Annotated in this window: 20 protein-coding genes, 4 tRNA genes and 1 riboswitch; of the genes, 17 read left to right on the top strand and 7 right to left on the bottom strand. The window is 58.3% G+C overall.

Going from position 1 to position 26,022, the window contains the following annotated elements; genetic code table 11:
* Window position 1: 1 nt before the first annotated feature.
* Window positions 2–4,861: a dermonecrotic toxin domain-containing protein gene (locus ACYZT6_RS19770; RefSeq protein WP_462028300.1), complete on the bottom strand. Its 4,860-nt coding sequence runs from the start codon at window positions 4,859–4,861 to the stop codon at window positions 2–4.
* Between the two features lie 286 nt (window positions 4,862–5,147).
* Between ACYZT6_RS19770 and ACYZT6_RS19765 the strand changes: the two genes are divergently transcribed.
* The 7 genes from ACYZT6_RS19765 (at window position 5,148) to astE (ending at window position 12,993) form a co-directional block, all read left to right on the top strand.
* Window positions 5,148–6,368 carry an aspartate aminotransferase family protein gene (locus ACYZT6_RS19765; protein ID WP_462028299.1) on the top strand — a complete coding sequence of 407 codons (1,221 nt, stop codon included), beginning with the start codon at window positions 5,148–5,150 and terminating at the stop codon, window positions 6,366–6,368.
* A gap of 202 nt (window positions 6,369–6,570) precedes the next feature.
* Window positions 6,571–7,590: an arginine/ornithine succinyltransferase subunit alpha gene (gene aruF / locus ACYZT6_RS19760; RefSeq protein ID WP_462028298.1), complete on the top strand. Its 1,020-nt coding sequence runs from the start codon at window positions 6,571–6,573 to the stop codon at window positions 7,588–7,590.
* Between the two features lie 71 nt (window positions 7,591–7,661).
* Complete coding sequence (gene astA / locus ACYZT6_RS19755) at window positions 7,662–8,687, top strand: arginine N-succinyltransferase (protein WP_219097186.1); 1,026 nt, start codon at window positions 7,662–7,664, stop codon at window positions 8,685–8,687.
* Window positions 8,684–10,153: a succinylglutamate-semialdehyde dehydrogenase gene (astD, locus tag ACYZT6_RS19750; protein ID WP_462029986.1), complete on the top strand. Its 1,470-nt coding sequence runs from the start codon at window positions 8,684–8,686 to the stop codon at window positions 10,151–10,153. Before astA ends, astD begins: the two co-directional genes overlap by 4 nt.
* 162 nt (window positions 10,154–10,315) lie before the next feature.
* Window positions 10,316–11,662, top strand: coding sequence for an N-succinylarginine dihydrolase (gene astB / locus ACYZT6_RS19745; protein ID WP_462028297.1), 1,347 nt, complete (start codon window positions 10,316–10,318; stop codon window positions 11,660–11,662).
* A gap of 20 nt (window positions 11,663–11,682) precedes the next feature.
* Entirely contained in the window at window positions 11,683–11,970 is a 288-nt protein-coding gene (locus tag ACYZT6_RS19740; protein ID WP_033056735.1) for a hypothetical protein, read from the top strand.
* Window positions 11,971–11,982: 12 nt separating this feature from the next.
* On the top strand, window positions 11,983–12,993 hold the full coding sequence (gene astE / locus ACYZT6_RS19735) for a succinylglutamate desuccinylase (protein ID WP_462028296.1): 1,011 nt from the start codon (window positions 11,983–11,985) through the stop codon (window positions 12,991–12,993).
* A 120-nt stretch (window positions 12,994–13,113) separates the two neighbouring features.
* Here astE and ACYZT6_RS19730 read toward each other — a convergent pair whose 3' ends face one another.
* Complete coding sequence (locus ACYZT6_RS19730; protein ID WP_462028295.1) at window positions 13,114–13,623, bottom strand: 6,7-dimethyl-8-ribityllumazine synthase; 510 nt, start codon at window positions 13,621–13,623, stop codon at window positions 13,114–13,116.
* A gap of 102 nt (window positions 13,624–13,725) precedes the next feature.
* Window positions 13,726–13,896, bottom strand: a riboswitch (FMN riboswitch).
* 196 nt (window positions 13,897–14,092) lie between these two features.
* On the opposite strand from ACYZT6_RS19730, the gene ltaE reads away from it, so the two are divergent.
* From ltaE to ACYZT6_RS19695, 7 genes are all read left to right on the top strand, one after another.
* The gene (ltaE, locus tag ACYZT6_RS19725; protein ID WP_462028294.1) at window positions 14,093–15,097 is read left to right on the top strand and encodes a low-specificity L-threonine aldolase; all 1,005 of its coding nucleotides are present in this window, start codon (window positions 14,093–14,095) and stop codon (window positions 15,095–15,097) included.
* A 146-nt stretch (window positions 15,098–15,243) separates the two neighbouring features.
* On the top strand, window positions 15,244–17,862 hold the full coding sequence (gene alaS, locus ACYZT6_RS19720; RefSeq protein ID WP_462028293.1) for an alanine--tRNA ligase: 2,619 nt from the start codon (window positions 15,244–15,246) through the stop codon (window positions 17,860–17,862).
* Between the two features lie 91 nt (window positions 17,863–17,953).
* The gene (locus ACYZT6_RS19715; protein WP_008033100.1) at window positions 17,954–19,195 is read left to right on the top strand and encodes an aspartate kinase; all 1,242 of its coding nucleotides are present in this window, start codon (window positions 17,954–17,956) and stop codon (window positions 19,193–19,195) included.
* Between the two features lie 188 nt (window positions 19,196–19,383).
* Entirely contained in the window at window positions 19,384–19,572 is a 189-nt protein-coding gene (gene csrA, locus ACYZT6_RS19710; RefSeq protein WP_003178872.1) for a carbon storage regulator CsrA, read from the top strand.
* A gap of 62 nt (window positions 19,573–19,634) precedes the next feature.
* Window positions 19,635–19,725 (top strand) — tRNA-Ser (locus tag ACYZT6_RS19705).
* Window positions 19,726–19,832: 107 nt separating this feature from the next.
* A tRNA-Arg gene (locus ACYZT6_RS19700) sits at window positions 19,833–19,909 on the top strand.
* A 71-nt stretch (window positions 19,910–19,980) separates the two neighbouring features.
* Window positions 19,981–20,057: transfer RNA gene (locus tag ACYZT6_RS19695), tRNA-Arg, on the top strand.
* A gap of 19 nt (window positions 20,058–20,076) precedes the next feature.
* Here ACYZT6_RS19695 and ACYZT6_RS19690 read toward each other — a convergent pair.
* Complete coding sequence (locus tag ACYZT6_RS19690) at window positions 20,077–20,595, bottom strand: cell envelope protein SmpA (protein ID WP_462028292.1); 519 nt, start codon at window positions 20,593–20,595, stop codon at window positions 20,077–20,079.
* A 319-nt stretch (window positions 20,596–20,914) separates the two neighbouring features.
* On the opposite strand from ACYZT6_RS19690, the gene mgtE reads away from it, so the two are divergent.
* On the top strand, window positions 20,915–22,357 hold the full coding sequence (gene mgtE, locus ACYZT6_RS19685) for a magnesium transporter (protein ID WP_131059681.1): 1,443 nt from the start codon (window positions 20,915–20,917) through the stop codon (window positions 22,355–22,357).
* Window positions 22,358–22,559: 202 nt separating this feature from the next.
* Here the strand turns inward: mgtE and ACYZT6_RS19680 are convergent, their stop codons facing one another.
* Entirely contained in the window at window positions 22,560–22,886 is a 327-nt protein-coding gene (locus ACYZT6_RS19680) for an Arc family DNA-binding protein (RefSeq protein ID WP_003178899.1), read from the bottom strand.
* 385 nt (window positions 22,887–23,271) lie between these two features.
* Between ACYZT6_RS19680 and phnN the strand changes: the two genes are divergently transcribed.
* Window positions 23,272–23,844: a phosphonate metabolism protein/1,5-bisphosphokinase (PRPP-forming) PhnN gene (phnN, locus tag ACYZT6_RS19675; RefSeq protein ID WP_462028291.1), complete on the top strand. Its 573-nt coding sequence runs from the start codon at window positions 23,272–23,274 to the stop codon at window positions 23,842–23,844.
* Here the strand turns inward: phnN and ACYZT6_RS19670 are convergent.
* Both ACYZT6_RS19670 and ACYZT6_RS19665 read right to left on the bottom strand, forming a co-directional pair.
* A complete protein-coding gene (locus ACYZT6_RS19670) occupies window positions 23,819–23,998 on the bottom strand; it encodes a PA3371 family protein (RefSeq protein ID WP_462028290.1) in 180 nt (59 codons plus the stop codon). The two genes, phnN and ACYZT6_RS19670, sit on opposite strands and share 26 nt — an antisense overlap.
* A gap of 22 nt (window positions 23,999–24,020) precedes the next feature.
* A complete protein-coding gene (locus tag ACYZT6_RS19665; RefSeq protein ID WP_462028289.1) occupies window positions 24,021–24,254 on the bottom strand; it encodes a hypothetical protein in 234 nt (77 codons plus the stop codon).
* Between the two features lie 290 nt (window positions 24,255–24,544).
* Here ACYZT6_RS19665 and ACYZT6_RS19660 point away from each other — a divergent pair.
* A tRNA-Arg gene (locus tag ACYZT6_RS19660) sits at window positions 24,545–24,621 on the top strand.
* A gap of 259 nt (window positions 24,622–24,880) precedes the next feature.
* On the opposite strand, the gene ACYZT6_RS19655 is transcribed toward ACYZT6_RS19660, so the two are convergent.
* Window positions 24,881–26,020 (bottom strand): nickel/cobalt efflux protein RcnA, encoded by a 1,140-nt coding sequence (locus tag ACYZT6_RS19655; RefSeq protein WP_462028288.1) that lies wholly within the window; start codon window positions 26,018–26,020, stop codon window positions 24,881–24,883.
* Window positions 26,021–26,022 lie beyond the last annotated feature (2 nt).

Raw genomic sequence — 26,022 nt, 5'->3', positions numbered from 1 at the left:
TCTACTCGTCGATCTCGGAACCCTCAGAGGTGGAAACCTGCATTTCACCTCGGTTCATTACCTCTTCCACGCCAAAGTCAGCACCTGTGTGTTCGAAGTAGCTGATCAGCCGCAGCAGACTTTCCTCGGAAAACGGGTTGCCTCTCAACGTGATGTTCTCTGCAGTTTCAACGGGCAGTTCCATCAGATCGCTGGGCATCTCGGTAATCGCATTCATGCTCAGGTCTGCCCAGTCCAGGTCAGTCAGCTGAAGTAGACCATCGGGTATTTCAGTGATGCCGGTGTCGTTGAGCAGGACCGACGCAAGCTCCGGCATCTGACTCAGATCAGGTGTGCGCCCGAGCGGGTTGAAGCTCAGATCCAGGTAGTCGATCTGTTCCATTCCCGTCAACGCGTTTACCGACTCTACTGACAGACTGACGCGACAGTCGGGAAGCGAGAGTGATCTGAGTCGACCCATCTTGAACACTGAATCGGGAATGTTGCCGAGGTCACATCCGCGCAGCCTCAGGCTTTTGAGATTGGGAAAAGACTCGAGAAAACGCCCGAGGCGCGTTACGCCATCGGCACTGTGGACCTCCAGTGCGGAAACATGACTGAAATCTGCACTCAGGGCCGGCAGTTCTCCATTGATGACCGGGCGGACAGTGAACTCGAAAGTCGGCTCAAGCGACTCATTGAAATCATCCAGTTCGGACTCACGCTGCCAGCACTTCTCAAGCGCCTGCTTGAATTCGTCACGGTTGGCTTGCTCGGCAAACAGCTGGTCGGCGTTGAAAGGTTCGCCGGTATCGGGATGTCGGTCCGGAACGTCGGCGGTCCAGGCAGACAGATCATTTCTCAGTTGGGTGAGCTCTTCCTCAAGGCGCGTCAGATAGGTGCGGCCAACCTCCAGGGTCCCCGGTAGTTCGTAGACGAACTCGCTCGCCTGTTCGACTTCCATGCCGGGGTACAACGCTTTGACACGAACAATATCTGCCTCGGGGGCATAGACGCCCATGTCGTAAGCGGTTTCGAAGTGGTGTTGCTTGATCAGTTCCCGTGCCCTGATCGAAAGCGGATTGTGCGTGAGGTGTACGCCGCGCTTTTCGTACAGCGAGCTCTCGAATAACCCGGCAGGCAACTCGCTGATGCGGTTGTTCATCAGCAGGAGGGTTTCGAGCTTCGGGTGTTGCAGAACGCTGGCCGGAATCTCTGTCAGGTGAGTGTCACTCAGGTCCAGGTGTGCCAGTTCGCTCATCGTGTCGATGCGGGGCAGTGTTTCAAACGGGTTTTTGTACAGGTCCAGCATGGCCAGTTTTTTCATTGCCGTCAGCTTCGACCACGTAGCCGCGTCGATCTTGATGCCGCAATCGCTTAACACCAAGGCGTGAAGGTCTGGCATTCGGCTGACGGCATCGGGGAGGGCGGCCAGAGAGAAACGGCGTAATTCCAGGCGGCGCAGGCCACTGAAGCCCTGTAGAAACGCGGGAATACCCTGCACGCTACGGGTGCCTTCCAGGGACAGCAGCGACACATGACTGAAATCGGCACTCAACGACGGCAAGTCACCAACGATCGGCTCTGCAAACCTGAGCACATACTGAGTGACCCCATCCGGTGTGTCGAAGTCCCGGTCGGACTGTCGCCGCCAGCTGCGCTGGATTTCCTGAGCCAGCAAGCGGCGATTGTTTCTCTCGGCTGTTTGTTCCAGCTCGCTGAGCGGGAGCCGGGTTTCAGGATGAACAGTCGGTGATTCATTGACCCAGGCGCGCAAATCCTTATGCAGTCGGGCCAACTCCCTGCTCAATCGTGAAAGTTCTACGCGAGCGCCATCGGGATGCAGTTGCAATGCCTGGACAAAGGACTGCATTTCCTCCTGAGGCAGGTTGGGGTAAACCTCTCGAACCCGGTCGTTGAGCGTAGGTGTCTCACGGTTGGCTTGACCGTAGCCCTCCGTGCCTCCGGGCAGGCGCATTGTCGTGGGGTCATAGAATGGTTTTCGACGGGGATTTTTTGCGAACAGCGTGCGTAATGCCGGCTGCTCCAGCGCGTGTTCGGCGATGCGCTGTTTAAGTGCCCGGGCGTCTGCGATCGAAGGGTTCAGCTTGTTGCGCTGTACATCCGGCAGCGCCTGGAAGAGGGCGTGATAAAAATCACCGGGCGTCGAATCATTGTCTGAGTGAACCTGGTAAGTCCCGTCTTCAGCGCGAACCAGTGTTTTAACAATCGGTGCATCGGGTTGGCCAATGCTATCGCTCAAGGTTCCCGTGGCCGAGTAATCCCTCACTTCGATACGCAGCTCGGCTGGCAAATCGGGCAGAGAGTTCAGGCTTTGCAAGGCCAGTCGGTGGGTGTCGGTGTTGTCCAGCGCTTCGGAGTAAAAGCCTTCACACGCTCGGGTTGCGCGCACGGCCTCCATGGCTTTGAGCGCCGCGTCCTTGAGCCGCTGGGGTGTGCGGCCGTTGTGCAGCTGTTTCAGTTCGGTGCCGGACGCATTGCTCACCAGTTCCTGGGCGATATCGGTCGGTAACCCCTGCACGTCGTCGAGCAGTCGCTGAACCCGCGGATCATCGGTTTTTTCCTCTGCGCGATAGCGCATATCGAACAACGATTTTTGGTGGTTTCGGGCGAATTCGGCGGTCTGTTGTCTGAAGGCTGGCGTTTGGGCTTGCGGTGTCGGCATGGGTGTGTCGACAGGCCAGTCGTCATAACCGCTCAGCAGTTGATGTTGCAGGCTCACATCGGCCATTCGATAGCGCTCGGGTTGATCACTGCCGATCTGCTCGATAAAGGTTTCAATGTCCCGATTGATCCTGAAGCGCTTGATCGTGTCGGTCAGCAGCGAAGGCGGTCGATAATGTTCGACATGCATTTCGCGCACGGCATTGTCGTGGAAACCGCTGACCCGCAGGATCTGTTCGCGCTCGGCGCCGCTCAACGACTCGACGCTTTGGCCGAGACGACGCATGACCGTTTCCCGATCCCAGCTCAGCGGTTGCTCCAGCTCGGTGTGCCAGGCGCCGTGGTTGTTATGCAGCAGTGACGGCTGATAGGCATCGGCACGGGTCGGGTGCTCAATCTGAAACGCGCCCGAAGTGCCATCGGATTTCACGGCATACAGTTTTCCTTCAAGCGGCAGCAACATCTTGCCCCCGTGGTGATAGAGGCCATGCTGATCGGGTTTTGTGCCTTCGGGCAGAGCCTGTGCCTGTTCGTAAGGCGTGAGATCCGGCTTCCAGTAGCGGGTTTTGCCTTCCTGCGTTGCGACGGGTTTGAGCGGGTCGACCAGCGCGACAGCTTCGCGCGAGAGCAGACGACTAAAGGCGCCGGCAGCGATAGCGCCGCCTATCGCGAATGTACCCAACTCAACCACTGTTTCGACGAATGTCATCAGATGTCCGAACGCTTCTGTTTTCAGCCCTTCGGCCAAATCCACGATGCCTTCGAAGGTTTCGTCGAGTAACTGGTAAGCCATGTAGCCCAGCATCAGTTCGCCGAGAAACGGGACGAACGGCAATGCAACGAACGTCGCGATTTCAAGGAGCGTTGAAGCCACTTTGCTGAAGGCATCCCACAAGGCCCATCGCGCGTTTCGGTCGGCAGAGGCGGTGGAGACGGCAAGCGTGCTGGCATCGTTGATGATTTTGTTCAGTTGTCGCTGATAAAGATGATTCCACAGGTTCGCGCTGAACGGCGTCGTCGAAAACCGCAGATTGGGCCGGTCGATGGGCGTCTCGCGCCAGCTCGGCAGTGGGTCGCCACGCTTGTGTTGATGCCAGGTCACGCTCTGGAGGCGACGGTTGAGATCAGCGAAGAAATGGCCCCTTTCCTTGTGTTCGACGAAGCGGCTGAAGAACGTCTGGTAAGCAGGCGCGCGCAGCTTGCGGGTCAGCTCGGTCATGAATGCCAGGGTGTTCGGGTACTCCTTGAGCGGATGCTCTGGATCGTCGGGAATATAGGCAATGATCCGTGTTCCCTTGCGTGCGCGCTCCAGGCTCGCGGCGAAAATCACGATCCCGGTCAGAGAGGAGGACATTATCGTCAGGTCATGACCGTACAGGGGCTGGCCATCCAGTCGCGCACCCGAATGTCCTTCCAGAAGGCGCAGGATCGAGTGATAAACATCCTCTGGAATGTCCTTGCGGATTTGAGCCATTTGCAGCGCAGCTTTGAGTGCGGCCTTGTGTGAGCTGATCACCTTCGGTTTCAACACCGCACCGGCCACGGGGTTGGTCAGCCCCAGATTGTCTTTTAGGTACGTGTTGTACCTGGCACCGATATCCAGTTCCCGGCACAGCCGCGCAAAGGCCGCGACGCCAAGTTTTTGTTTGACTGTCGGCAGCGTATCGAACTGGCCCGTGGGCGACGGTTCGGTAATGAAGGTCGAGGCGGACTCGTAAGCGTCAACCGCTGTCTCCGACTCCTGAAAGTTATGCAGGGCGGCGTCGAGCAGCGACACGGTCCAGGTGCGCGCAGCGCCTGTCTTGAGTCCGAACCAGGGCACGGTTTGAGGAATGTACAGGCGCAGGAAAGTGGTCTTAACGTCCAGTTCCAGATCAAACCGGGTTTTCAGGGCCGCTTTTAGAAGCGGTTCGGCAAAGGCTTGTGCGCTTTGCAGCTTCGACAGTGTTGAATCCAGCCGATTGCGATGGGTCCAGTGTTCCCGGCTGAGCTTTTTCAGCGACTGATGTTGCAAAGGTGTCGCGGTGCCATGCCAGCTCGGCTTTATAAGCCTGGCGTTCTTCAGGGCGCTGCGGGTGCTGGACGATGCTTCTAATACCCAGGTCGGCAGATTGTTGAACAGGTGATGGTAGTGATCGTCCGGCTGCGTGGCAGATTCACTGCCGTCGGCAGTAGAAGAGTTTTCGAGGCGACTCATGCGCTATTCCCTTAGCGTTTGGATGAGTCGCCAGCAAAACAGACAATGATTCGTTCCGTGCGGTACATATTTACCGCACCGTTCCACGAGCCTGCCTATAACCTGTGCCGGCGGTTTAAACTGCGCCTTTGCGACCCTATATGTCGCATTGCCGTAAACCCGGGAAAAACCGGGGTTTGCGCTATAAGAAGTTGTCGCTTGGCGGCAAGGCCGGGCGGAAAACTGTCCTTACAATCCCCCCATCGCTCGCCAGTTTCCGGCGAGTGTTCCTCATCAGGAGACTCCGATGTCCGTTGAGCACGCTGCGGTAGAACGCGCCGATTTCGACCAGGTAATGGTTCCCAACTACGCCCCTGCCGCATTCATTCCTGTGCGTGGTGCCGGTTCCCGTGTCTGGGACCAGTCTGGCCGCGAGCTGATCGACTTCGCCGGCGGGATTGCCGTTAACGTATTGGGCCATGCGCACCCGGCGCTGGTCGGTGCCTTGACCGAGCAAGCGAACAAGCTGTGGCACGTGTCCAACGTGTTCACCAATGAGCCGGCCCTGCGCTTGGCGCATAAGCTGATCAACGCCACCTTTGCCGAGCGCGCTTTCTTCTGCAACTCCGGCGCCGAAGCCAACGAGGCCGCCTTCAAGCTGGCCCGTCGCGTCGGTTTCGATCGGTTCGGCAGCGAGAAGTACGAAATCATCGCCGCGCTCAACAGCTTCCACGGTCGTACCCTTTTCACCGTGAACGTCGGTGGCCAGTCGAAGTATTCCGATGGCTTCGGTCCGAAGATCACCGGTATCTCCCACGTGCCGTACAACGATCTGGCCGCTCTGAAAGCCGCCATTTCCGACAAGACTTGCGCTGTGGTCCTGGAGCCGATCCAGGGCGAAAGCGGCGTCATCCCGGCCGAACTTGAGTACCTGCAAGGCGCCCGCGACCTGTGCACCGCGCACAACGCGCTGCTGATCTTCGACGAAGTGCAGACTGGTATGGGTCGCACCGGTCATCTGTTCGCCTACCAGCATTACGGCGTGGTTCCGGACATCCTGACCAGCGCGAAGAGCCTGGGCGGCGGTTTCCCGATCGCGGCCATGCTGACCACCGAAGACCTGGCCAAACACCTGGTCGTCGGCACGCACGGCACCACTTACGGCGGCAACCCGCTGGCGTGCGCTGTCGCTGAAGCCGTGATCGACGTGATCAACACCCCTGAAGTGCTGGCCGGCGTCAATGCCAAGCACGACAAGTTCAAGGCCCGCCTGGAGCAGATTGGCGAGAAATACGCGATCTTCACCAAGGTCCGCGGTATGGGCCTGTTGATTGGTTGTGTGCTGAGCGATGCCTGGAAAGGCAAGGCCAAAGACATCTTCAACGCCGCCGAGCGTGAAGGCTTGATGATTCTGCAAGCCGGCCCGGACGTGGTGCGTTTCGCGCCAAGCCTGGTAGTTGAAGACGCAGACATCGATGCCGGTCTCGACCGTTTCGAGCGCGCCGTGGCCAAGCTGACGCAAGCCTGATAGACCCTTCGACGCCTGACACTTCAGGCGTCGAACAAATTTCTATGCCGGACCCGCTTTTCTGTAGGAGCGAGGCTTGCCCGCGAAGGGGTCGTGTCAGCCACCATCATCATCGGCTGACACACCGCCTTCGCGAGCAAGCTTCGCTCCTACAAGGGTTCGGCTTATTTCCCCCAAAAGAGTATGAGAAAGGAGTGACACCATGCTGGTGATGCGCCCCGCGCAAATGGCTGATCTGGGCGAGGTACAGCGTCTGGCTGCGGACAGCCCTATTGGTGTCACTTCCTTGCCGGATGACGTTGAACGCCTGAGCGACAAGATCGCCGCAAGCGAAGCCTCGTTTTCCGCTGAAGTCAGCTTCAACGGTGAAGAGAGCTACTTCTTCGTCCTTGAAGACTCGGCCACCGGCAAATTGGTCGGTTGCTCAGCCATCGTTGCCTCCGCCGGTTATTCCGAGCCGTTCTACAGCTTTCGTAATGAAACCTTCGTGCACGCCTCCCGCGAGCTGAAGATTCATAACAAGATTCACGTGCTCTCGCAGTGCCACGACCTGACCGGCAACAGCTTGCTGACCAGTTTCTACGTGCAGCGCGAGCTGGTGGGTTCGCCTTGGGCGGAACTCAACTCCCGCGGTCGTCTGCTGTTCGTCGCCAGCCATCCGGAGCGTTTTGCCGATTCCGTGGTGACCGAGATCGTCGGTTACAGCGACGAAAATGGCGATTCGCCGTTCTGGGACGCGATCGGTCGCAACTTCTTCGACCTCAACTACGCCGCAGCCGAGCGTTTGTGCGGCCTGAAGAGCCGGACCTTCCTCGCTGAGCTGATGCCGCATTACCCGATTTACGTGCCGTTGCTGCCGGACTCCGCGCAAGAAGCAATGGGCCAGGTGCATCCACGGGCGCAGATCACCTTCGACATCCTGATGCGCGAAGGCTTCGAGACCGATCACTACATCGACATTTTCGACGGTGGCCCGACGTTGCATGCCCGCGTCTCGGGGATCCGTTCGATCGCCCAGAGCCGTGTGGTACCGGTGAAAATCGGCGAGGCCGTCAAAGGCGCCGGTCGTCAGTACCTGGTGGCCAATGCCCAGTTGCAGGATTACCGCGCCGTGTTGCTCGAGCTCGATTACGCGCCGGGCAAACCCGTGACCCTGGATCTTGAAGCGGCCGAAGCCCTGGGCGTCGGTGAGGGTGCCAGCGTGCGCCTGGTGGCGGTTTAACGACTGCTTTGAATGCCTGGAAAGTAGAAGTGTTTCACGGGTGGCGTCAGCGGCCCGTTTGAGGAGATAGCATGATCGTTCGTCCCGTACGCAGCAGCGATTTACCCGCTCTGATCGACCTGGCCCGCAGCACCGGCACCGGCCTGACCACTTTGCCGGCCAACGAAGAGCGTCTGGCCCATCGGGTCGGCTGGGCCGAGAAGACCTTCCGCGGCGAAGCCGGGCGGGGCGATGCGGACTACCTGTTCGTGCTCGAAGACGATGACGGCCGCGTGGTGGGCATTTCCGCCATTGCCGGCGCCGTCGGCCTGCGTGAGCCTTGGTACAACTTCCGTGTTGGCCTGACCGTCAGCGCCTCGCAAGAGCTGAACATCTATCGCGAGATCCCGACGCTGTTCCTGGCCAACGACCTGACCGGCAACTCCGAATTGTGCTCGCTGTTCCTGCACGCCGATTACCGCACGGGCCTCAACGGCCGCATGCTGGCGAAGGCGCGGATGCTGTTCATCGCCGAGTTCTCGCAGCTGTTTGGCAATAAGATCATCGCCGAGATGCGCGGCGTTTCCGACGAAGCCGGGCGCTCGCCCTTCTGGGAAAGTCTGGGCCGTCACTTCTTCAAGATGGAATTCAGCCAGGCCGACTACCTGACGGGCGTGGGCAACAAGGCGTTCATCGCCGAACTGATGCCGAAATTCCCGCTGTACACCTGCTTCCTGTCGCCAGACGCGCGCAACGTCATCGGCCAGGTCCACCCGGACACCGAGCCGGCGCTGGCCATGCTCAAGAGCGAAGGTTTCAGCTATCAAGGTTACGTCGACATCTTCGACGCCGGCCCTGCGGTCGAGTGCGAAACCGGCAAGATCCGCGCCGTGCGCGACAGCCAGGCGCTGGTGTTGGCCATTGGCACGCCGGGTGATGACGCCACGCCGTTCCTGATTCACAACCGCAAGCGCGAAGACTGCCGGATCACTGCCGCACCCGCACGCTTCGCCGCCGGCACGTTGGTCGTCGATCCGCTGACCGCCAAACGTCTTCAACTCAACGCCGGCGATCAAGTGCGCGCCGTTCCGTTGTCTGCTGCCAGGGAGTCGAAATAATGAATTCGCTATACATCGCAGGTGAATGGCTGGCCGGTCAGGGCGAAGCGTTCCAGTCGCTGAACCCGGTGACCCAGCAAGTGCTGTGGACCGGCGAAGGCGCGACCACCGCTCAAGTCGAGTCGGCCGTGCAGGCTGCGCGTCAGGCGTTCCCGGGCTGGGCCCGTCGTACCCTGGAAGAACGCATTGCTGTGCTTGAAGCCTTTGCCGTCGCGCTGAAGAACCACGCTGACGAACTGGCCCGCACCATTGGTGAGGAAACCGGTAAACCGTTGTGGGAAGCGGCGACCGAAGTGACCAGCATGGTCAACAAGATTGCGATCTCGGTGCAGAGCTACCGCGAACGTACCGGCGAGAAGAGTGGCCCACTGGGCGACGCCACCGCCGTGCTTCGCCATAAGCCACATGGCGTGGTCGCGGTGTTCGGGCCTTACAACTTCCCGGGTCACTTGCCGAACGGTCACATCGTACCGGCGCTGCTGGCCGGTAACAGCGTGCTGTTCAAGCCCAGCGAACTGACCCCGAAAGTCGCCGAGCTGACGATTAAATGCTGGATCGAAGCCGGACTGCCGGCAGGCGTACTGAACCTGCTGCAAGGCGCCCGCGAAACCGGTATCGCCCTGGCGGCGAACCCGGGCATTGACGGTTTGTTCTTCACCGGTTCCAGCCGCACCGGTAATCACCTGCACCAGCAATTCGCCGGTCGTCCGGACAAGATCCTCGCGCTGGAGATGGGCGGTAACAACCCGCTGGTGGTTGATCAGGTCGCAGACCTCGATGCTGCCGTTTACACCATCATCCAGTCGGCATTCATTTCCGCCGGCCAACGTTGCACTTGTGCCCGTCGCTTGCTGGTGCCGCAGGGCGCCTGGGGCGACACGCTGCTGGCGCGTCTGGTGGCAGTCAGTGCGACGATTGAAGTCGGTGCGTTTGATCAACAACCGGCGCCGTTCATGGGCTCGGTGATTTCCCTCGGCGCGGCAAAAGCGCTGATGGATGCGCAAGAACATCTGCTGGCCAATGGCGCCGTGGCGCTGCTGGAAATGACTCAGCCTCAGGCACAAGCCGCGTTGCTGACCCCGGGCATTCTGGACGTGACGGCAGTCGCCGATCGTCCTGACGAAGAGCTGTTCGGTCCGCTGCTGCAAGTGATCCGCTACGCTGATTTTGAAGCAGCGATCGCTGAAGCCAACGACACCGACTATGGCCTCGCGGCCGGCCTGCTGTCGGATTCCGAAGCGCGTTATCAGCAGTTCTGGCTGGAAAGCCGTGCCGGCATCGTCAACTGGAACAAACAGCTGACCGGTGCCGCGAGCAGCGCGCCATTCGGCGGCGTCGGCGCCTCGGGCAACCATCGCGCCAGCGCCTTCTACGCCGCCGATTACTGCGCGTACCCGGTGGCCTCGCTGGAAACGCCGAGCCTGGTGTTGCCGGCAGCCCTTACGCCCGGCGTGAAGATGGCGTAACGGCCAATCGCGGGCAAGCCCGCTCCCACAAGGTCAGCGTCGAACACAAAATCTGTGAACACTGCTGAACCTGTGGGAGCGGGCTTGCCCGCGATGGCCGCGACGCGGTCTTACTGAATAGTTACTGAAGCCATAACAACAGATTCTCGTGGAGCCTCGCTGATGAAATCCTATGAAGTCAATTTTGACGGTCTAGTGGGGCCGACCCATAACTACGGCGGTTTGTCCTACGGCAACGTCGCGTCCCAGAGCAACAGCCAGCAGTCTTCGAACCCGAAGGAAGCCGCGCTGCAAGGCCTGGCGAAAATGAAAGCGCTGATGGAAATGGGCTTTCAGCAAGGCATTCTGGCACCCCAGGAACGTCCCGACGTCGCCGCCCTGCGCCGCCTGGGTTTCAGTGGCACCGACGCGCAAGTGATCGAACAAGCCGCCAAAGACGCGATGCCATTGCTGGTCGCCAGTTGCTCGGCGTCGAGCATGTGGGTGGCCAACGCCGCCACGGTCAGCCCGAGTGCCGACACTGCCGATGGTCGCGTGCATTTCACCGCCGCTAACCTCAACTGCAAATACCACCGCAGCATCGAACACCCGACCACCAGCCGCGTGCTGGGGGCGATGTTCGCTGACCAGAAGCACTTCGCTCACCACGCCGCTTTGCCGGCAGTGGCACAGTTCGGCGATGAAGGCGCCGCCAACCACACCCGTTTCTGCCGTGAGTACGGTGAAGCCGGCGTCGAGTTCTTCGTGTTCGGTCGCAGTGCGTTCGACACCCGCTACCCGGCGCCTCAGAAGTACCCGGCGCGCCAGACCCTCGAAGCCTCGCAAGCCGTTGCTCGCCTGCACGGCTTGAGCGATGACGGCGTGGTCTACGCCCAGCAGAACCCTTCGGTGATCGATCAGGGCGTGTTCCATAACGACGTGATCGCGGTGGGTAACGGCGAGGTGCTGTTCTATCACGAGGACGCGTTCCTCGACACCGACAAGATGCTCGCTGAACTGCAGGGCAAACTCGCAAAAGTCGGTGGGAAATTCCAGTCGGTCTGCGTACCGCGTTCCGCCGTAACCGTCGAAGACGCTGTTCGTTCCTATCTGTTCAATAGCCAGTTGCTGACGCGTCCTGACGGTTCGATGCTGTTGATCGTGCCGGAAGAGTGCCGTGGCAACGAGCGCGTCTGGCAATACCTGCAAGGCCTGACCAGCTCCGGCGGCCTGATCCGCGAAGTGAAAGTCTTCGATCTGAAACAAAGCATGCAAAACGGCGGTGGCCCGGCTTGCCTGCGGTTGCGTGTCGCACTGAATGAAACCGAACTGGCGGCGGTCAACCCAGGGGTTATCATGACGGCTCCGTTGTACGGCACGTTGACCGAATGGGTCGACAAGCACTACCGCGACCGCATGACCGAAAACGATCTTGCGGACCCGCAATTGCTGCTTGAGTGCCGGACGGCACTGGATGAACTGACGCAAATCCTTAAACTGGGTGCGGTTTATCCATTCCAGATCAATTGAACGTCGAGAGCGTAAAAAACATGAGCGATACCCTGCAGCTGATCCTTGAAGACACCGACGGCACGCAACTGGAAACCTCCTGCACCCGCGTCGCGGTCATGTGGCAAGGCAAAGAGCTGTGGATCCAGCAGGACGGCCGCGGCCAGCTGCTGATCGGCGTGGACGTTGAAGAAGGTGACGCTGAATACGCAAACCTGCTGCTGCGCCCATTGGCGACTAATCTGGTAAGTCTGCAACTGGAAATGGAACCGGCTGAAGTCGGCGACGAAGACCACGTGCACGGCCCGGATTGCGCACACGACCACTAAGGAAACCGCTCTATGCTCGCCCTCGGCAAACTGCTTGAACTGACCCTCGCCGGCCGCGAACCGGCGGAGAAGACTCAACTGACTGTCGAAGGCGTGCGCATGCGCTGGTTGAGCGAAGGTGCGCTGGAAGTCCGGCCACCTGAAGCTCGTGACAACGGCCTGGACCTGCTGCTATCAGCCGGTATCCATGGCAACGAAACAGCGCCGATCGAGCTGCTCGATCGCCTGTTGCATGACATTGCCCGCGGCGACTTGAAGCCGCGCGCACGTATTTTGTTCCTGTTCGGTAACCCGGAAGCGATACGCAAAGGCGAGCGCTTCATCGAGCAGGACGTCAATCGGCTGTTCAACGGCCGTCACGAACAAACCAGTGGCTCGGAATCCCTGCGTGCTTGTGAGCTTGAGCGACTGGCGGCGAGTTTCTTCAGCCTGCCTGACCGAGGCCGCCTGCACTACGACCTGCACACCGCGATTCGTGGCTCGAAAATCGAGCAGTTTGCGTTGTATCCCTGGAAAGAAGGGCGCCAGCATTCACGCCTGGAACTGGCCCGTTTGCGTGCTGCCGGCATGGAAGCGGTGCTGTTGCAGAACAAGCCGTCCATCGTTTTCAGCTCCTACACCTACGACAAGCTGGGCGCCGAGTCTTTCACCCTTGAACTGGGCAAGGCGCGGCCGTTTGGGCAAAACGATGGGGTTAACGTCTCGCTGCTTGAAACCCGCCTCAAACAGATCATCGAGGGCAACGAACCAACGGTGACCGACGAAGGCCTGGACGGTTTGCAGTTGTTTAGCGTGGCGCGGGAAATCATTAAGCACAGCGATAGCTTCCGCCTGAACCTGCCGGCGGACATCGAGAATTTTTCGGAATTGGACGTGGGTTACGTGCTGGCCGAAGACATCGCCCAGACCCGTTGGGTCATCGAAGAGAAGGGCGCCCGGATCATCTTCCCGAACCCCAAGGTGAAGAATGGCCTGCGTGCCGGCATCCTGATCGTGCCGACCACCGACGAAAACCTCGCCTGAATTCACCGCATACCAATGTGGGAGCTAGCCTGCTAGCGATTGCGATGTGTCAGTCACCCTAGGTGTCGACTGATACTCCGCTATCGCCAGCAGGCTAGCTCCCACAGTTATGTCCGGTGTTTAGACGGCTAAGGCACGCGGCTCGGTGCGGCGCAGTGCACGAACCTTCTGCAGCGTATCCGCACAGGTCTTCGCCGCTTCCTGACCTTTGTGCACGAAATGCTCGAAGAAGAACTTCTGATGCTCTTCGCCGGCATGGAAGTGGTGCGGGGTCAGGGACACCGAGAACACCGGCACTTCGGTTTCCAATTGAACCTGCATCAGGCCACTGACCACGGACTGGGCGACGAATTCGTGACGGTAGATCCCGCCGTCCACCACTAGGGCTGCCGCGACGATGCCGGCATAGCGACCGGACTTGGCCAGCAGTTTGGCGTGCAGAGGAATTTCAAAGGCGCCGCCGACTTCGAAGAAATCGATGTCGGATTCCTGATAACCCTGAGCAATCATCTCGGCGACAAAGCCTTTACGGCTCTGATCAACGATTTCCTTGTGCCAGCAGGCCTGGATGAACGCAACGCGCTCGCCCTGATGGTGTTTGCTTTTGCTATCGATTGCGGTGGGTTGCATGTTCTGACTCCTGTTTATGAAAAAAACAGGGCATATGAATCGAATGGGATTTAAGGGTACGCACGCTCGCACGAATGCCCGCGGACGGCCCTTTGGCGCCAATCCCGTTCTCTCTTCATCCGGACTATGACCGTCGGCCCCGGGATCACACCGGGTCTGCTGACCTTGCCGCCAGACACCGCCGAAGCCGTACTGTCACCAAGCGCTCGCGGGCTATGCGCATTGCGCGCAATTACCGCCGGTGGGGAGTTGCACCCCGCCCTGAGAACGTTTTGCCGCCAGAATGTTTGGCGGCGAAGCGTTTTTAACACATATTTCCGAGCCGTGCATTGCTGCTATCTGATGATTGCTATCGACTTTTTCGCTCGCTTGACGAGTCTTTTCCTTCGTCCGGGGTTGATTATTCGTCGTCATGACCGCAGTAATTCCTGACTGAAAGGGATTTTCCCTGCTTACCGAGGCCAGATTCATGAGCGTTATCGATCTTCGCAGCGACACCGTTACCCAACCGACCGCCGGGATGCTCGACGCGATGGCCAGTGCGGCCACCGGTGACGACGTCTATGGCGAGGATCCGACGGTCAATCGTCTGGAAGCCGAACTGGCAACACGGCTGGGTTTTGCCGCTGCGTTGTTTGTGCCGACAGGCACCATGAGCAACCTGCTGGGCCTGATGGCTCATTGCGAGCGCGGTGAGGAATACATCGTCGGCCAGCAGGCGCACACCTATAAATACGAAGGTGGTGGCGCGGCGGTGCTCGGTTCGATCCAGCCGCAGCCACTGGAAGTGCAGGCCGACGGCTCGCTGGACCTGGCACAGGTTGACGCCGCGATCAAACCTGACGACTTCCATTTCGCCCGTACGCGGTTGCTGGCGCTGGAAAACACCATGCAAGGCAAAGTCCTGCCGCTGGAGTATCTCGCCCGGGCGCGCAGCTTCACCCGTGAGCATGGGCTGGCCCTGCACCTGGACGGCGCGCGGCTCTACAACGCGGCCGTCAAGTTGGGTGTTGATGCCCGCGAGATCACTCAGCACTTCGATTCGGTCTCGGTCTGCCTGTCCAAAGGCCTGGGCGCGCCGATCGGTTCGGTGTTGTGTGGCTCGGAGGCGTTGATCGGCAAGGCGCGTCGTCTGCGCAAGATGGTCGGTGGCGGCATGCGTCAGGCAGGTCTTTTAGCGGCGGCGGGGCTCTATGCGCTGGATAACAACGTTCAGCGTTTGGCCGACGATCACGCCAATGCGCAATTTCTGGCCGACGGACTGCAAAAGGCCGGCTACGACGTCGAGCCGGTGCAGACCAACATGGTGTATGTGCAAATGGGCGACAAGGCCGAGGCGATCAAGGCCTTTGCGGCCGAGCGCGGCATTAAGCTGAGCGCTGCCGGACGTCTGCGAATGGTCACGCACATGGACGTCAGCCGCGCTCAAATCGAGCAAGTGATCGCGGCATTCGTCGAGTTTTCACGCAACTGACAGCGTTAGCCGTCCAATTGACCGTTTCTATCGTATAAACACGCTGTACCCCGCGCGCTGGGCCGATATAATGCGGCCCTTTGCCGTCGCTTCGTCTGTTGACGTTTCGCACAGGCCTTTGGCCGCAGCCTCCGTGGAAGAACCTAATGAAAAGCGCAGAAATCCGTGAAGCCTTCCTTCGCTTCTTCGAAGAGCAAGGCCACACCCGTGTAGCCTCCAGCTCTTTGATTCCGGGCAACGACCCAACCCTGCTGTTCACTAACGCGGGGATGAACCAGTTCAAGGACTGCTTCCTGGGCCAGGAAAAACGTGCGTACACCCGTGCGACAAGCAGTCAGAAATGCGTGCGCGCCGGTGGCAAGAACAGTGACCTGGAAAACGTCGGTTATACCGCTCGTCACCACACCTTCTTTGAAATGCTCGGTAACTTCAGCTTCGGTGACTATTTCAAGCACGACGCGATTACCTTCGCCTGGACCTTCCTGACCGGCGTTCTGAAACTGCCGAAGGAAAAACTCTGGGTCACTGTCTACGCCTCCGACGACGAAGCGTATGACATCTGGACCCAGCAAATCGGTGTGCCAGCCGAGCGCATGATCCGCATCGGCGACAACAAAGGCGCGCCATACGCGTCCGACAACTTCTGGACCATGGGCGATACCGGCCCATGCGGCCCATGCACCGAGATTTTCTACGATCACGGCGACCATATCTGGGGCGGCCCACCGGGCTCGCCGGAAGAAGACGGCGACCGTTATATCGAGATCTGGAACAACGTGTTCATGCAGTTCAACCGCACCGCCGATGGCGTGTTGCATCCGTTGCCAGCGCCGTCGGTGGATACCGGGATGGGCCTGGAGCGGATCAGTGCGGTGATGCAGCACGTCAACTCCAACTATGACATCGACCTGTTCAAGAACCTGCTGAGCGCATCGGCCGAGGCAATCGGCTGCGAAAATGGCGATCAGTCTTCGCTGAAAGTTGTGTCCGACCACATCCGTTCGTGCGGTTTCCTGATTGCTGACGGCGTGCTGCCGTCCAACGAAGGCCGTGGCTACGTGCTGCGCCGGATCATTCGTCGCGCGTGCCGCCACGGCAACAAGCTGGGCGCAACCGGCAGCTTCTTCTACAAAATCGTCGCGGCACTGGTCGCCGAGATGGGCGAAGCGTTCCCGGAACTGAAAAAGCAGCAGAGCAACATCGAGCGCGTGCTCAAGGCCGAAGAAGAGCAGTTCTCCAAGACTTTGGAGCACGGCCTGAAGATTCTCGAGCAGGACCTGCTGGAACTCAAAGGCACCGTGGTGCCGGGCGACGTGGTGTTCAAACTCTACGACACCTACGGTTTCCCGATGGACCTGACAGCGGACATCGCCCGCGAGCGCAGCCTGACCGTCGACGAAGCCGGTTTCGAGCGTGAGATGGAAGCCCAGCGTGTTCGTGCGCGTTCGGCCAGCTCGTTCGGTCTGGACTACAACACGCTGGTCAAGGTTGACGTGGCCACCGAGTTCACCGGCTACAAGGCCACCAGCGGTTCGGCGAAAGTTGTCGCTATCTATAAAGAAGGCCAGTCGGTCGACGTACTGAATGAAGGCGAAGAAGGCGTGGTCGTTCTCGATCAGACGCCGTTCTACGCTGAATCCGGCGGACAGATCGGCGATTGCGGTTATCTGCAATCGAGCAATGGCCGTTTCGACGTGCGTGACACCACCAAGACCGGCGGCGCGTTCCTGCACCACGGCGTGTTGGCATTGGGTAGCCTGACCATCGGCTCGCCGGTTGAAACCCACGTTGAAGCCGACGTGCGCCATGCGACCTCGCTGAACCACTCGGCAACTCACTTGCTGCACGCCGCGTTGCGTCAGGTGCTGGGCGATCACGTTCAGCAGAAAGGCTCATTGGTCGACAGTCAGCGCCTGCGCTTTGACTTCAGCCACTTCGAAGCCATCAAGCCTGAGCAACTGAAAGCCCTGGAAGACATCGTCAACGCCGAGATTCGCAAGAACTCCGCCGTTGAAACCGAAGAAACCGACATCGAAACCGCCAAGCAAAAAGGCGCCATGGCGCTGTTTGGCGAGAAGTACGGCGACAACGTGCGCGTGCTGAGCATGGGCGGTGATTTCTCCGTCGAGCTGTGCGGTGGCATCCACGCCAACCGTACCGGCGACATCGGCCTGCTGAAAATCATCAGCGAAGGCGGTGTAGCCTCTGGTGTGCGTCGTATCGAGGCAGTCACCGGTGCCGCGGCACTGGCTTACTTGAACGCTGCAGAAGAACAACTCAAGGAAGCGGCCAACCTGGTCAAGGGCAGCCGCGACAACCTGATCGACAAGCTGTCGGCTGTGCTGGAGCGCAATCGTCTGTTGGAGAAGCAACTCGAGCAGTTGCAGGCCAAGGCTGCCAGCGCGGCGGGCGACGATCTGTCGGCTTCCGCCCTGGACGTCAAAGGCGTGAAAGTGCTGGCCGTGCGTCTGGACGGTCAGGACGGGAAGGCGCTGCTGGCGCTGGTCGATCAGCTGAAAAACAAACTCGGCCGCGCAGTGATCCTGCTCGGCAGTGTCCATGAGGAAAAGGTCGTTCTGGTTGCAGGCGTAACCAAAGACCTGACTGGCCAACTCAAAGCCGGTGATTTGATGAAGCAAGCCGCTGCGGCAGTGGGCGGGAAGGGCGGTGGTCGTCCAGACATGGCGCAAGGCGGTGGTACTGACGCTGGCGCACTGGATGCGGCACTGGCCCTGACTGTTCCATTTGTAGAGCAGGGTCTATAAGGCAGAGTGTCCGGCCCGCAGTCTAGTGGCGGGCCAGAACGCTGTTTGAGTGATTATTTGGGCGCCCTTCATGGGCAGAGGCGGCTTTGAAATGGCTTTGATCGTACAGAAATTTGGAGGCACCTCAGTCGGCACTGTCGAGAGAATCGAGCAGGTCGCCGACAAGGTTAAGAAATTCCGCGATGCCGGCGACGACCTGGTGGTTGTCCTGTCTGCAATGAGCGGCGAAACCAACCGTCTGATCGATCTGGCCAAGCAAATCAGTGGCGACGGCCAACCGGTTCCGCGTGAGCTGGATGTGATCGTTTCCACAGGCGAGCAGGTGACGATTGCACTGTTGGCCATGGCGCTGATCAAGCGCGGCGTGCCAGCGGTGTCGTACACCGGTAACCAGGTGCGGATTCTGACGGACAGCGCGCACAATAAAGCGCGTATCTTGCAGATTGATGACCAGAAGATTCGCGGTGATCTGAAGGCAGGTCGCGTGGTCGTTGTCGCCGGGTTCCAGGGCGTCGACGAGCACGGCAACATCACCACCCTCGGTCGTGGCGGTTCCGACACCACCGGCGTGGCGCTGGCTGCGGCCTTGAAGGCTGATGAATGCCAGATCTACACCGATGTCGATGGCGTCTACACCACCGACCCGCGTGTTGTGTCCGTGGCCCAGCGCCTGGACAAGATTACCTTTGAAGAGATGCTGGAAATGGCCAGCCTAGGTTCCAAGGTGTTGCAGATCCGTGCGGTGGAATTCGCCGGCAAGTACAACGTTCCGCTGCGCGTACTGCACAGCTTCAAGGAGGGTCCGGGCACCCTCATTACTATTGATGAAGAGGAAACCATGGAACAGCCGATCATTTCCGGCATCGCTTTCAATCGCGATGAAGCCAAGCTGACCATCCGTGGCGTGCCAGACACCCCGGGCGTTGCATTCAAGATTCTCGGCCCGATCAGTGCCGCGAACATCGAAGTCGACATGATCGTGCAGAACGTTGCGCACGATAACACCACCGACTTCACCTTCACCGTGCACCGCAATGACTTCCAGGCCGCACAAACCGTGCTGGAGAACACCGCTCGCGAGATCGGTGCCCGTGAAGTGGTGGGTGACATCAAGATCGCCAAGGTCTCGATCGTCGGCGTCGGCATGCGTTCCCACGCAGGCGTGGCCAGCCGCATGTTCGAATCCCTGGCGAAAGAAAGCATCAACATCCAGATGATCTCGACGTCGGAAATCAAAGTCTCCGTTGTGATCGAAGAGAAGTATCTGGAGCTGGCTGTGCGCGCTCTGCACACGGCTTTCGAACTGGACGCACCGGCCCGCACAGGCGAGTGATGCGTTTGCCAAAGGGCGCGGTCTGACCGCGCCCTTTGTCTTTTTTGAATAGCGCGACCCAGGAACTGTTCTTTTGCTCGCGCTGGTCAATACTCAGGCATGTAGGGCTGCGATCGTTCCGGTTGTAGGTCGAGTGCCTTTTTTTTGCAGACTGTTGTCCCTGAAATGAAATGCGTGAGGAGAAAGGTATGCTGATTCTGACTCGTCGGTGCGCAGAAAGCCTGATTATTGGTGATGGCGAAATCACCGTGACCGTGCTCGGCGTCAAAGGAAATCAAGTGCGTATTGGCGTAAACGCACCTAAAGAGGTTGCGGTTCACCGTGAGGAAATCTACTTGCGGATCAAGAAAGAGAAGGACGACGAACCAAGCCATTAATTTTTATCGTTTTTTATGTTTGCAAACGGGGAAGAAGCTGGTTAATATACGCCCCGTGTTGCGGAGAGCTGGCCGAGTGGCCGAAGGCGCTCCCCTGCTAAGGGAGTACACCTCAAAAGGGTGTCGGGGGTTCGAATCCCCCGTTCTCCGCCATTATTTGCGTAGTACGTTGTAATCTGGCTTTTTCGGTAAGTGTTTGAAATTACTAGAAAAAGTGCTTTACATAGAGATTAGACGGCCTATAATGCGCGGCAACAAATGCACTCGTAGCTCAGCTGGATAGAGTACTCGGCTACGAACCGAGCGGTCACAGGTTCGAATCCTGTCGAGTGCACCATTTAAGAGTTGTTTGCAGTAATGTGAATGACTTGGCTTCAACCAGTTGTGATCTGGTATAAAAACACAAATGCACTCGTAGCTCAGCTGGATAGAGTACTCGGCTACGAACCGAGCGGTCACAGGTTCGAATCCTGTCGAGTGCACCAAACACCAAAAAGCCCGCGTTTAACGCGGGCTTTTTGCCGTCCGGGATTTGGCTTTTCCCTTGGTACATCCTTTCTCATCGAACTCGACGTGTGCGCTACGACCTCGCTTGATGTCGTACCGGTAGCTCGTTGCAGAATTCCTGATACTGATCTTGTCCGGTTTGCCCAGAGCGCTCTCGACGTCCTGTTGTGTCATGCCGGCGACTATCCGTTGATTGATGATTGCTTCGCGACGTTCCTTGGCGGTCATCAGGTTTCCACACTTGTCCTCAGGCTGGCCGACAACGGTTGGTTCATTCCTCCTGGTTTTCGTTGCGGGAGTCTCCCGGGCATCAGCCTCTGGCATGAGCGCTATAGGGTTGCCGGGCATGAAGGTGCGCACATCCTGAAGAGAGAGGCTCTCACCGTCCGTGCAACTCAGCGTAGTGAAGGTGAGGCGACCGTCGGGTGCTTCGCAGCGGTGAATGGTGGCTGCATGCAGCCGGGGTGAAAGGCAGAGCAGGGCAAGCAGTAAAAAATAAACAGTAATCGATGGCATCAAACGTCCTCCATGACGGTCCATGTCAGGGTAGCCGCTACATTTTTCGACGGGGTTGTGTTTTCTTTTCAGAATGAGTCGTCGCAGTTGGAGAGATCAGGACTGCACTCAGCTTTGTCTTGCAACCGCTTGTTTCAGCCACGATTTTTTAACGTTTAAAACCGTTGGGCGGTGTATCATTGCGCCCGTCAGCCCCGCCGGGGCTTGTGGAATACCTCCATGGACTTACCCAGTAGTTACTCAGTATCCCGTTTTTCCAATCATGAATTGACTGATTGATCCTTCCGGCGTGCCCCGCTGCTGGGAGTGGAGTTCGCCTATGTCTGAAGTTGAAGTAAAGAAAACGCAGGAAAGCTTGCAGGACCGCCTCGCTCAAGTCGTTGAGCTGCTGCAACGCCAGCGGGTGGTCGAAGACCTGACTCATCGCCAGGAAGGTCCGCATCACGAACGGGTCGAGAACCTGGTTCACCGGCAAAACCTCGTCGAGCTGCAACGCAAGCTTGATGATCTGCACTCCGCCGACGTTGCCTACATCCTTGAAGCCTTGCCGCTGGACGATCGTCTGACGCTCTGGCAATTGGTCAAGGCTGATCGCGACGGCGACATCCTCCTCGAAGTATCCGACTCGGTTCGTGAAACCCTGATCGCCGACATGGACGATCATGAGCTCCTGGCTGCGGCCAAGGACATGGACGCCGACGAACTTGCTGACCTGGCTTCCGAGCTGCCGCGAGACGTCGTCCACGAGCTGATGGAAACCCTCGATGGTCAACAGCGTGAGCGCGTCCGCTCCGCGTTGTCCTATGACGAGGAGCAGGTCGGTGCGTTGATGGACTTCGAGATGGTGACCATCCGCGAGGATGTCAGTCTCGAAGTTGTTCTGCGTTACCTGCGTCGTCTCAAGGAGCTGCCGGGCCACACCGACAAACTGTTTGTGGTCGACTACGACGGCGTGCTCAAGGGCGTACTGCCGATCAAGCGTTTGCTGGTCAACGACCCGGAAAAACAGGTCTCGGAAGTCATGGCCAGCGACCCGGTGAGTTTTCACCCGGACGAGGACGCCTACGACGCCGCTCAGGCCTTCGAACGTTACGACTTGATCTCGGCGCCTGTGGTCGACAAAAACGGCAAGTTGATCGGCCGTCTGACCATCGATGAAATGGTCGACCTGATCCGTGAAGAGAGCGAGAACGAAGTTCTCAACATGGCGGGTCTGCGCGAAGAAGAAGACATTTTCGCTTCCGTCTGGAAATCCCTGCGTAACCGTTGGGCCTGGCTGGCGGTCAACCTGATCACCGCGTTCATCGCATCCCGGGTGATCGGCCTGTTCGAAGGCTCCATCGAAAAACTGGTTGCGCTGGCGGCATTGATGCCGATCGTGGCCGGTATCGGTGGCAACTCCGGTAACCAGACCATCACCATGATCGTTCGCGCCATGGCGCTGGACCAGGTAAGCACCGGCAATACGTCACGTCTGATGCGCAAAGAACTGGCCGTCGGTTTGATCAATGGTCTGGTCTGGGGCGGCGTGATTGGCGTCGTGGCCTATCTGCTTTATGGCAGCTGGTCACTGGGCGTGGTGATGACCGCCGCCATGACGCTCAACCTGTTGCTTGCGGCGCTGATGGGGGTTTTGATTCCAATGACCCTGGCGCGGCTTGGGCGCGATCCTGCGATGGGTGCCAGTGTGATGATCACCGCCATGACGGACAGCGGCGGGTTCTTCATCTTCCTCGGGCTGGCGACGATCTTCCTGCTCTGATTTCCAACTGAAACCCGCTAATCGATTGGTAAAAACATCACTGTAGGAGCCAGGCTTGCCGGCGAAGGCGATCTCAAGGACGCCTTCGCCGGCAAGTGGCTCCTACAAGTGCAATCAGCCCGCCCACCCGGCGGGTTTTTTATTGGCAAATTTCAGGCAAAAAAAAGCCAGCGATTATGCTGGCTTGAGCGTTCGGGTTGAATCAGGAAGCGTCTGCAGCCATTTCGGCGTCATGGGCAATCAGCGAAACAAGTGCATTTTGCTGACGGTGAGAGAGTTGGCGGAAGCGTTGCAGCAGTTCACGTTCGTGCAATGACAGCTCCGGGCTGTCCAGGCGCATGCTCAATTCTTCGCCCAGTGCACCTTCCTGAATAAGACTCTGCTCAAGGCGCGCAATGATTTCGGAGTTCATGCTGCGATGATGATTGCGAGCCACCTCGGCAATGCGTTCACGCATTCCGTCTGGCAGACGTACGACGAACTTGTCAGCCGTACGGCTGGAATAAATTGCCTGTTTCAATGGGCGCATATATTTAACCGGTTAGTTCAGGGGAGCGGTTCTCGGGATTGGCCGCAGGATGTCTGATACGACAAGCTTTCTGGCCAAATGTTCAACCTGAATTGATAGAGGCTCGCATCATGCCTCAAAGCAGCCAGATCATTGGCGTCAATTCTGTGACAAATATTGAGCCGGGTAAAGGCTTTATGCCAGCACCCTTTTCAGAAATGCGGACTGGTTTGAAATCTTTGCCACACGTCCGTATCGCTGACCGCGTTCTCTGTCCGTCAGGTGATGCCCGTAGACGCCTGAAGGTGCATTCTATGCGGATTCGATCTTTGTTCCTCACCTTATACAGGATAGTGGCAAATGGCCGATTTACTAGGGGGAGACCCGCAATGGGGGACGATTCAGGATGGATGGCAGGTTGATTTACTTGATGGGACCGTCAGGATCCGGCAAGGACAGCCTCATCGAAGCGGCTCGACAACCATTACGCTCGATGAATGGCGAAGTTGTGCAACGTGTCATCACGCGATCGGCCGAATCCGTGGGCGAAGACGCGATCGGAGTCTCCCGCGAGGAGTTCGCGCAACGCCGAGATAAGGGTGACTTCGCTATGTCGTGGCACGCTAATGGCCTGGATTACGGTATACCGGTCCAGATCGACCATTGGCTGAAGGACGGCCGTCATGTGTTGGTCAACGGCTCTCGCGGCCACCTTGCGCAGGCGCTGAAACGCTATCCCACGCTGCTGCCGGTGCTGTTGACGGTCAAGGATGAAGTGTTGCGCGAGCGGCTGCTGCGCCGTGGCCGTGAGAGCGTTGAGGAAATTGAAACGAGATTGCGCCGTAACGGGCTATTTACGGCTGACGACTCCTTCGGTGACAAGCAAATCCATCAACTCGACAACTCTGGCGAACTTGCTGTCACCGTTGACCATCTTCTGAATTGGCTGAAGCTCAGCGTAAAACCGGATCGAACTTGATTTTGCGCCCGACAATCAGCGCCAGCACGAACAGCGCGCCGAAAACGCCGCAGGCAATCAGGGGCAGGGTGGCGACCGTATCCGGGACCCATGACAAATGAACAATGCCGCTCAGTAAGGCAAGGATCAAAAAACCTGCGGCTGATTTGGACATGCTGTGCTCCTGATAGGGTGAGTCAAAATACCAAGCGTTCCGAAGACTGCGACACCCGCGGTTGATTTTCCTGGCTCACGTCCTGGCCAGCAAAGCTGCGCTGATCGCTCACGACGGCCAATTGCGGTGCTTTTTGCAGCTGGAGGTAATGGGGCATCCGTTGCGTAACCTGCACAGCGTCGTTCTCGGGGGCAAAATGAGAGCCCAGCAGAACGGTAAGGGCGATCGCATTCGAGAGTAAAAGGACGCTGTTCATGAGGCTGACCTCGGTTGTTCGTGAGAACAGCTAAAGCAGTCCGCGTGCCAAGAGTCTAGCGGCTATTAAATCGTTTAAAAACAAAGAGTTAACTTATTATTCAAAGAGGCTGTCGTTGCAAATTGCAATGCTGGCATTTTGAGAGGATGCAATTTGCACGGTAAATTAAGCCACGGAGACTAAGGGCGTCTGCCTACACTTAAAAAGCCCTACGGACGACATGACAAAAGCAGGCCTGACCGTTAACATGCACGCCGTCCATCGCACCGCATTCCCTGCGGGCGATTTGTGTCTCAGTAGCTCAATTGGATAGAGCATCCCCCTCCTAAGGGGAAGGTTGGCAGTTCGAACCTGCCCTGGGACACCATTTAAATCAATGAGTTAGCGATTTCTTTGATTGGTTCTCTGATCGTTCGGCTCGACGCTCCGCAGCAGCGCGATCAACGGCCGCATCGGCGACCTCGACGCGCGCTTTGCGCTTGTCGCTGTTGGGCATTTGGCTCTTACAATTGGACGCACGGCATAAACAATTTGCCGAAAGGCCTAACTCAGGCGATATCAAGGAACCTGATTTAAGCCAGCATTACCGGCAAAAAGTTGAAACAACCTACGAGTCTGATTCCAGACTAGGCAGCACTCAAACCAATCCAGCCGTGAACCCCCACGTAAAGTCCGACACCGATGATCAGCACGCTGGACAGATAAGGTGCGCGACGCGCAACTGCGCCAAGCCAAGGCCAGCGATTGGAAGCTTGTTTAGCGCCAATGGCCGCCGCCGCACCGACGGATACCAATGTAAGCGCCAAACCAAGGCTGAAACACAGGACCAGCACGCCTCCCAAGGCGACTTCCTTGACCTGAAGGCAGAGCAGCAGAACGGTGATAGCCGCAGGGCAAGGAATCAGCCCCCCGGTCAAACCGAACATGATGATCTGGCCAGTGGTGACCTCACGATTGGTGAAGCGCTTGCGGATATCGTTGGCATGGGCACGCTCATGCGCATCCTGATAACCGTCAATCGACAGTTCCAGACCTTCAAGCTCGGAGTGCTCGTGACTGTGTCCGTGCTCCTGATAATCCAAATCGTAATCATGGGAATGGCCCGCATGCCCAAGACTCAAACGAGCACTAAACTCATGAGGCTCAGGAATGTCGACGGTCGATTCCAGGAAACCTTCGCGCTCGACGAACGAGAACGCTTGAATGCTGCCATTTGAGCGTGTAGTCGTCAGTCGAACCTCTGCCGCTGACCAGGCATGTCCACTCAATGCCTTCATGCGCCAGCGTGGGGGCATTCCCTGTTCGAAAATCGACAGTTCGAGCCGCCCGTGGCCCGTATCAATGTGCTGAGTCTCATCGTGATGATCATGGTCATGGTCGCCGTGGTGGTGATCATCACCTTGCTCGAACTTGAAGATCTGTTCGCCGCGCCAGGTACGCCACAGCATCCAGATCGCAATCAGAATGATCAGCGCGGAGGACGCCAGCTGGAAGTACGGCTCAGTAGTTTGAGCGTCGAGACCTTTGCCCAAATACATGCCACCAATGGCAACCAACCACACCACTGCCGTGTGCGAGAGCGTTGCGGCCAAGCCCAGCAGCACCGCTTGTTTCACCGATCCACGAATGGCGACGATGAACGCTGCCATCATGGTCTTTGAATGGCCGGGCTCAAGCCCGTGCAACGCACCTAGCAGTATCGCGCTCGGGAAGTAGAGCCACGCGTGGGTGCCACCCTGTTGAAGCAGTTCTGCAAAATTTGGCATGA

It is taken from the genome of Pseudomonas sp. RT6P73 (genome assembly GCF_054897715.1).
The sequence above is the reverse complement of the archived record's forward strand: the minus strand, read 5'-3'. Positions and strand labels throughout refer to the sequence as shown.

Excerpts from the sequence above, each read along its gene's own strand:
- ACYZT6_RS19770 (WP_462028300.1), bottom strand. The coding sequence starts at position 4,861 with ATGAGTCGCCTCGAAAACTCTTCTACTGCCGACGGCAGTGAATCTGCC.
- ACYZT6_RS19765 (WP_462028299.1), top strand. The coding sequence starts at position 5,148 with ATGTCCGTTGAGCACGCTGCGGTAGAACGCGCCGATTTCGACCAGGTA.
- aruF (WP_462028298.1), top strand. The coding sequence starts at position 6,571 with ATGCTGGTGATGCGCCCCGCGCAAATGGCTGATCTGGGCGAGGTACAG.
- astA (WP_219097186.1), top strand. The coding sequence starts at position 7,662 with ATGATCGTTCGTCCCGTACGCAGCAGCGATTTACCCGCTCTGATCGAC.
- astB (WP_462028297.1), top strand. The coding sequence starts at position 10,316 with ATGAAATCCTATGAAGTCAATTTTGACGGTCTAGTGGGGCCGACCCAT.
- ACYZT6_RS19740 (WP_033056735.1), top strand. The coding sequence starts at position 11,683 with ATGAGCGATACCCTGCAGCTGATCCTTGAAGACACCGACGGCACGCAA.
- astE (WP_462028296.1), top strand. The coding sequence starts at position 11,983 with ATGCTCGCCCTCGGCAAACTGCTTGAACTGACCCTCGCCGGCCGCGAA.
- ACYZT6_RS19730 (WP_462028295.1), bottom strand. The coding sequence starts at position 13,623 with ATGCAACCCACCGCAATCGATAGCAAAAGCAAACACCATCAGGGCGAG.
- ltaE (WP_462028294.1), top strand. The coding sequence starts at position 14,093 with ATGAGCGTTATCGATCTTCGCAGCGACACCGTTACCCAACCGACCGCC.
- alaS (WP_462028293.1), top strand. The coding sequence starts at position 15,244 with ATGAAAAGCGCAGAAATCCGTGAAGCCTTCCTTCGCTTCTTCGAAGAG.
- ACYZT6_RS19715 (WP_008033100.1), top strand. The coding sequence starts at position 17,954 with ATGGCTTTGATCGTACAGAAATTTGGAGGCACCTCAGTCGGCACTGTC.
- csrA (WP_003178872.1), top strand. The coding sequence starts at position 19,384 with ATGCTGATTCTGACTCGTCGGTGCGCAGAAAGCCTGATTATTGGTGAT.
- ACYZT6_RS19690 (WP_462028292.1), bottom strand. The coding sequence starts at position 20,595 with ATGCCATCGATTACTGTTTATTTTTTACTGCTTGCCCTGCTCTGCCTT.
- mgtE (WP_131059681.1), top strand. The coding sequence starts at position 20,915 with ATGTCTGAAGTTGAAGTAAAGAAAACGCAGGAAAGCTTGCAGGACCGC.
- ACYZT6_RS19680 (WP_003178899.1), bottom strand. The coding sequence starts at position 22,886 with ATGCGCCCATTGAAACAGGCAATTTATTCCAGCCGTACGGCTGACAAG.
- phnN (WP_462028291.1), top strand. The coding sequence starts at position 23,272 with ATGGATGGCAGGTTGATTTACTTGATGGGACCGTCAGGATCCGGCAAG.
- ACYZT6_RS19670 (WP_462028290.1), bottom strand. The coding sequence starts at position 23,998 with ATGTCCAAATCAGCCGCAGGTTTTTTGATCCTTGCCTTACTGAGCGGC.
- ACYZT6_RS19665 (WP_462028289.1), bottom strand. The coding sequence starts at position 24,254 with ATGAACAGCGTCCTTTTACTCTCGAATGCGATCGCCCTTACCGTTCTG.
- ACYZT6_RS19655 (WP_462028288.1), bottom strand. The coding sequence starts at position 26,020 with ATGCCAAATTTTGCAGAACTGCTTCAACAGGGTGGCACCCACGCGTGG.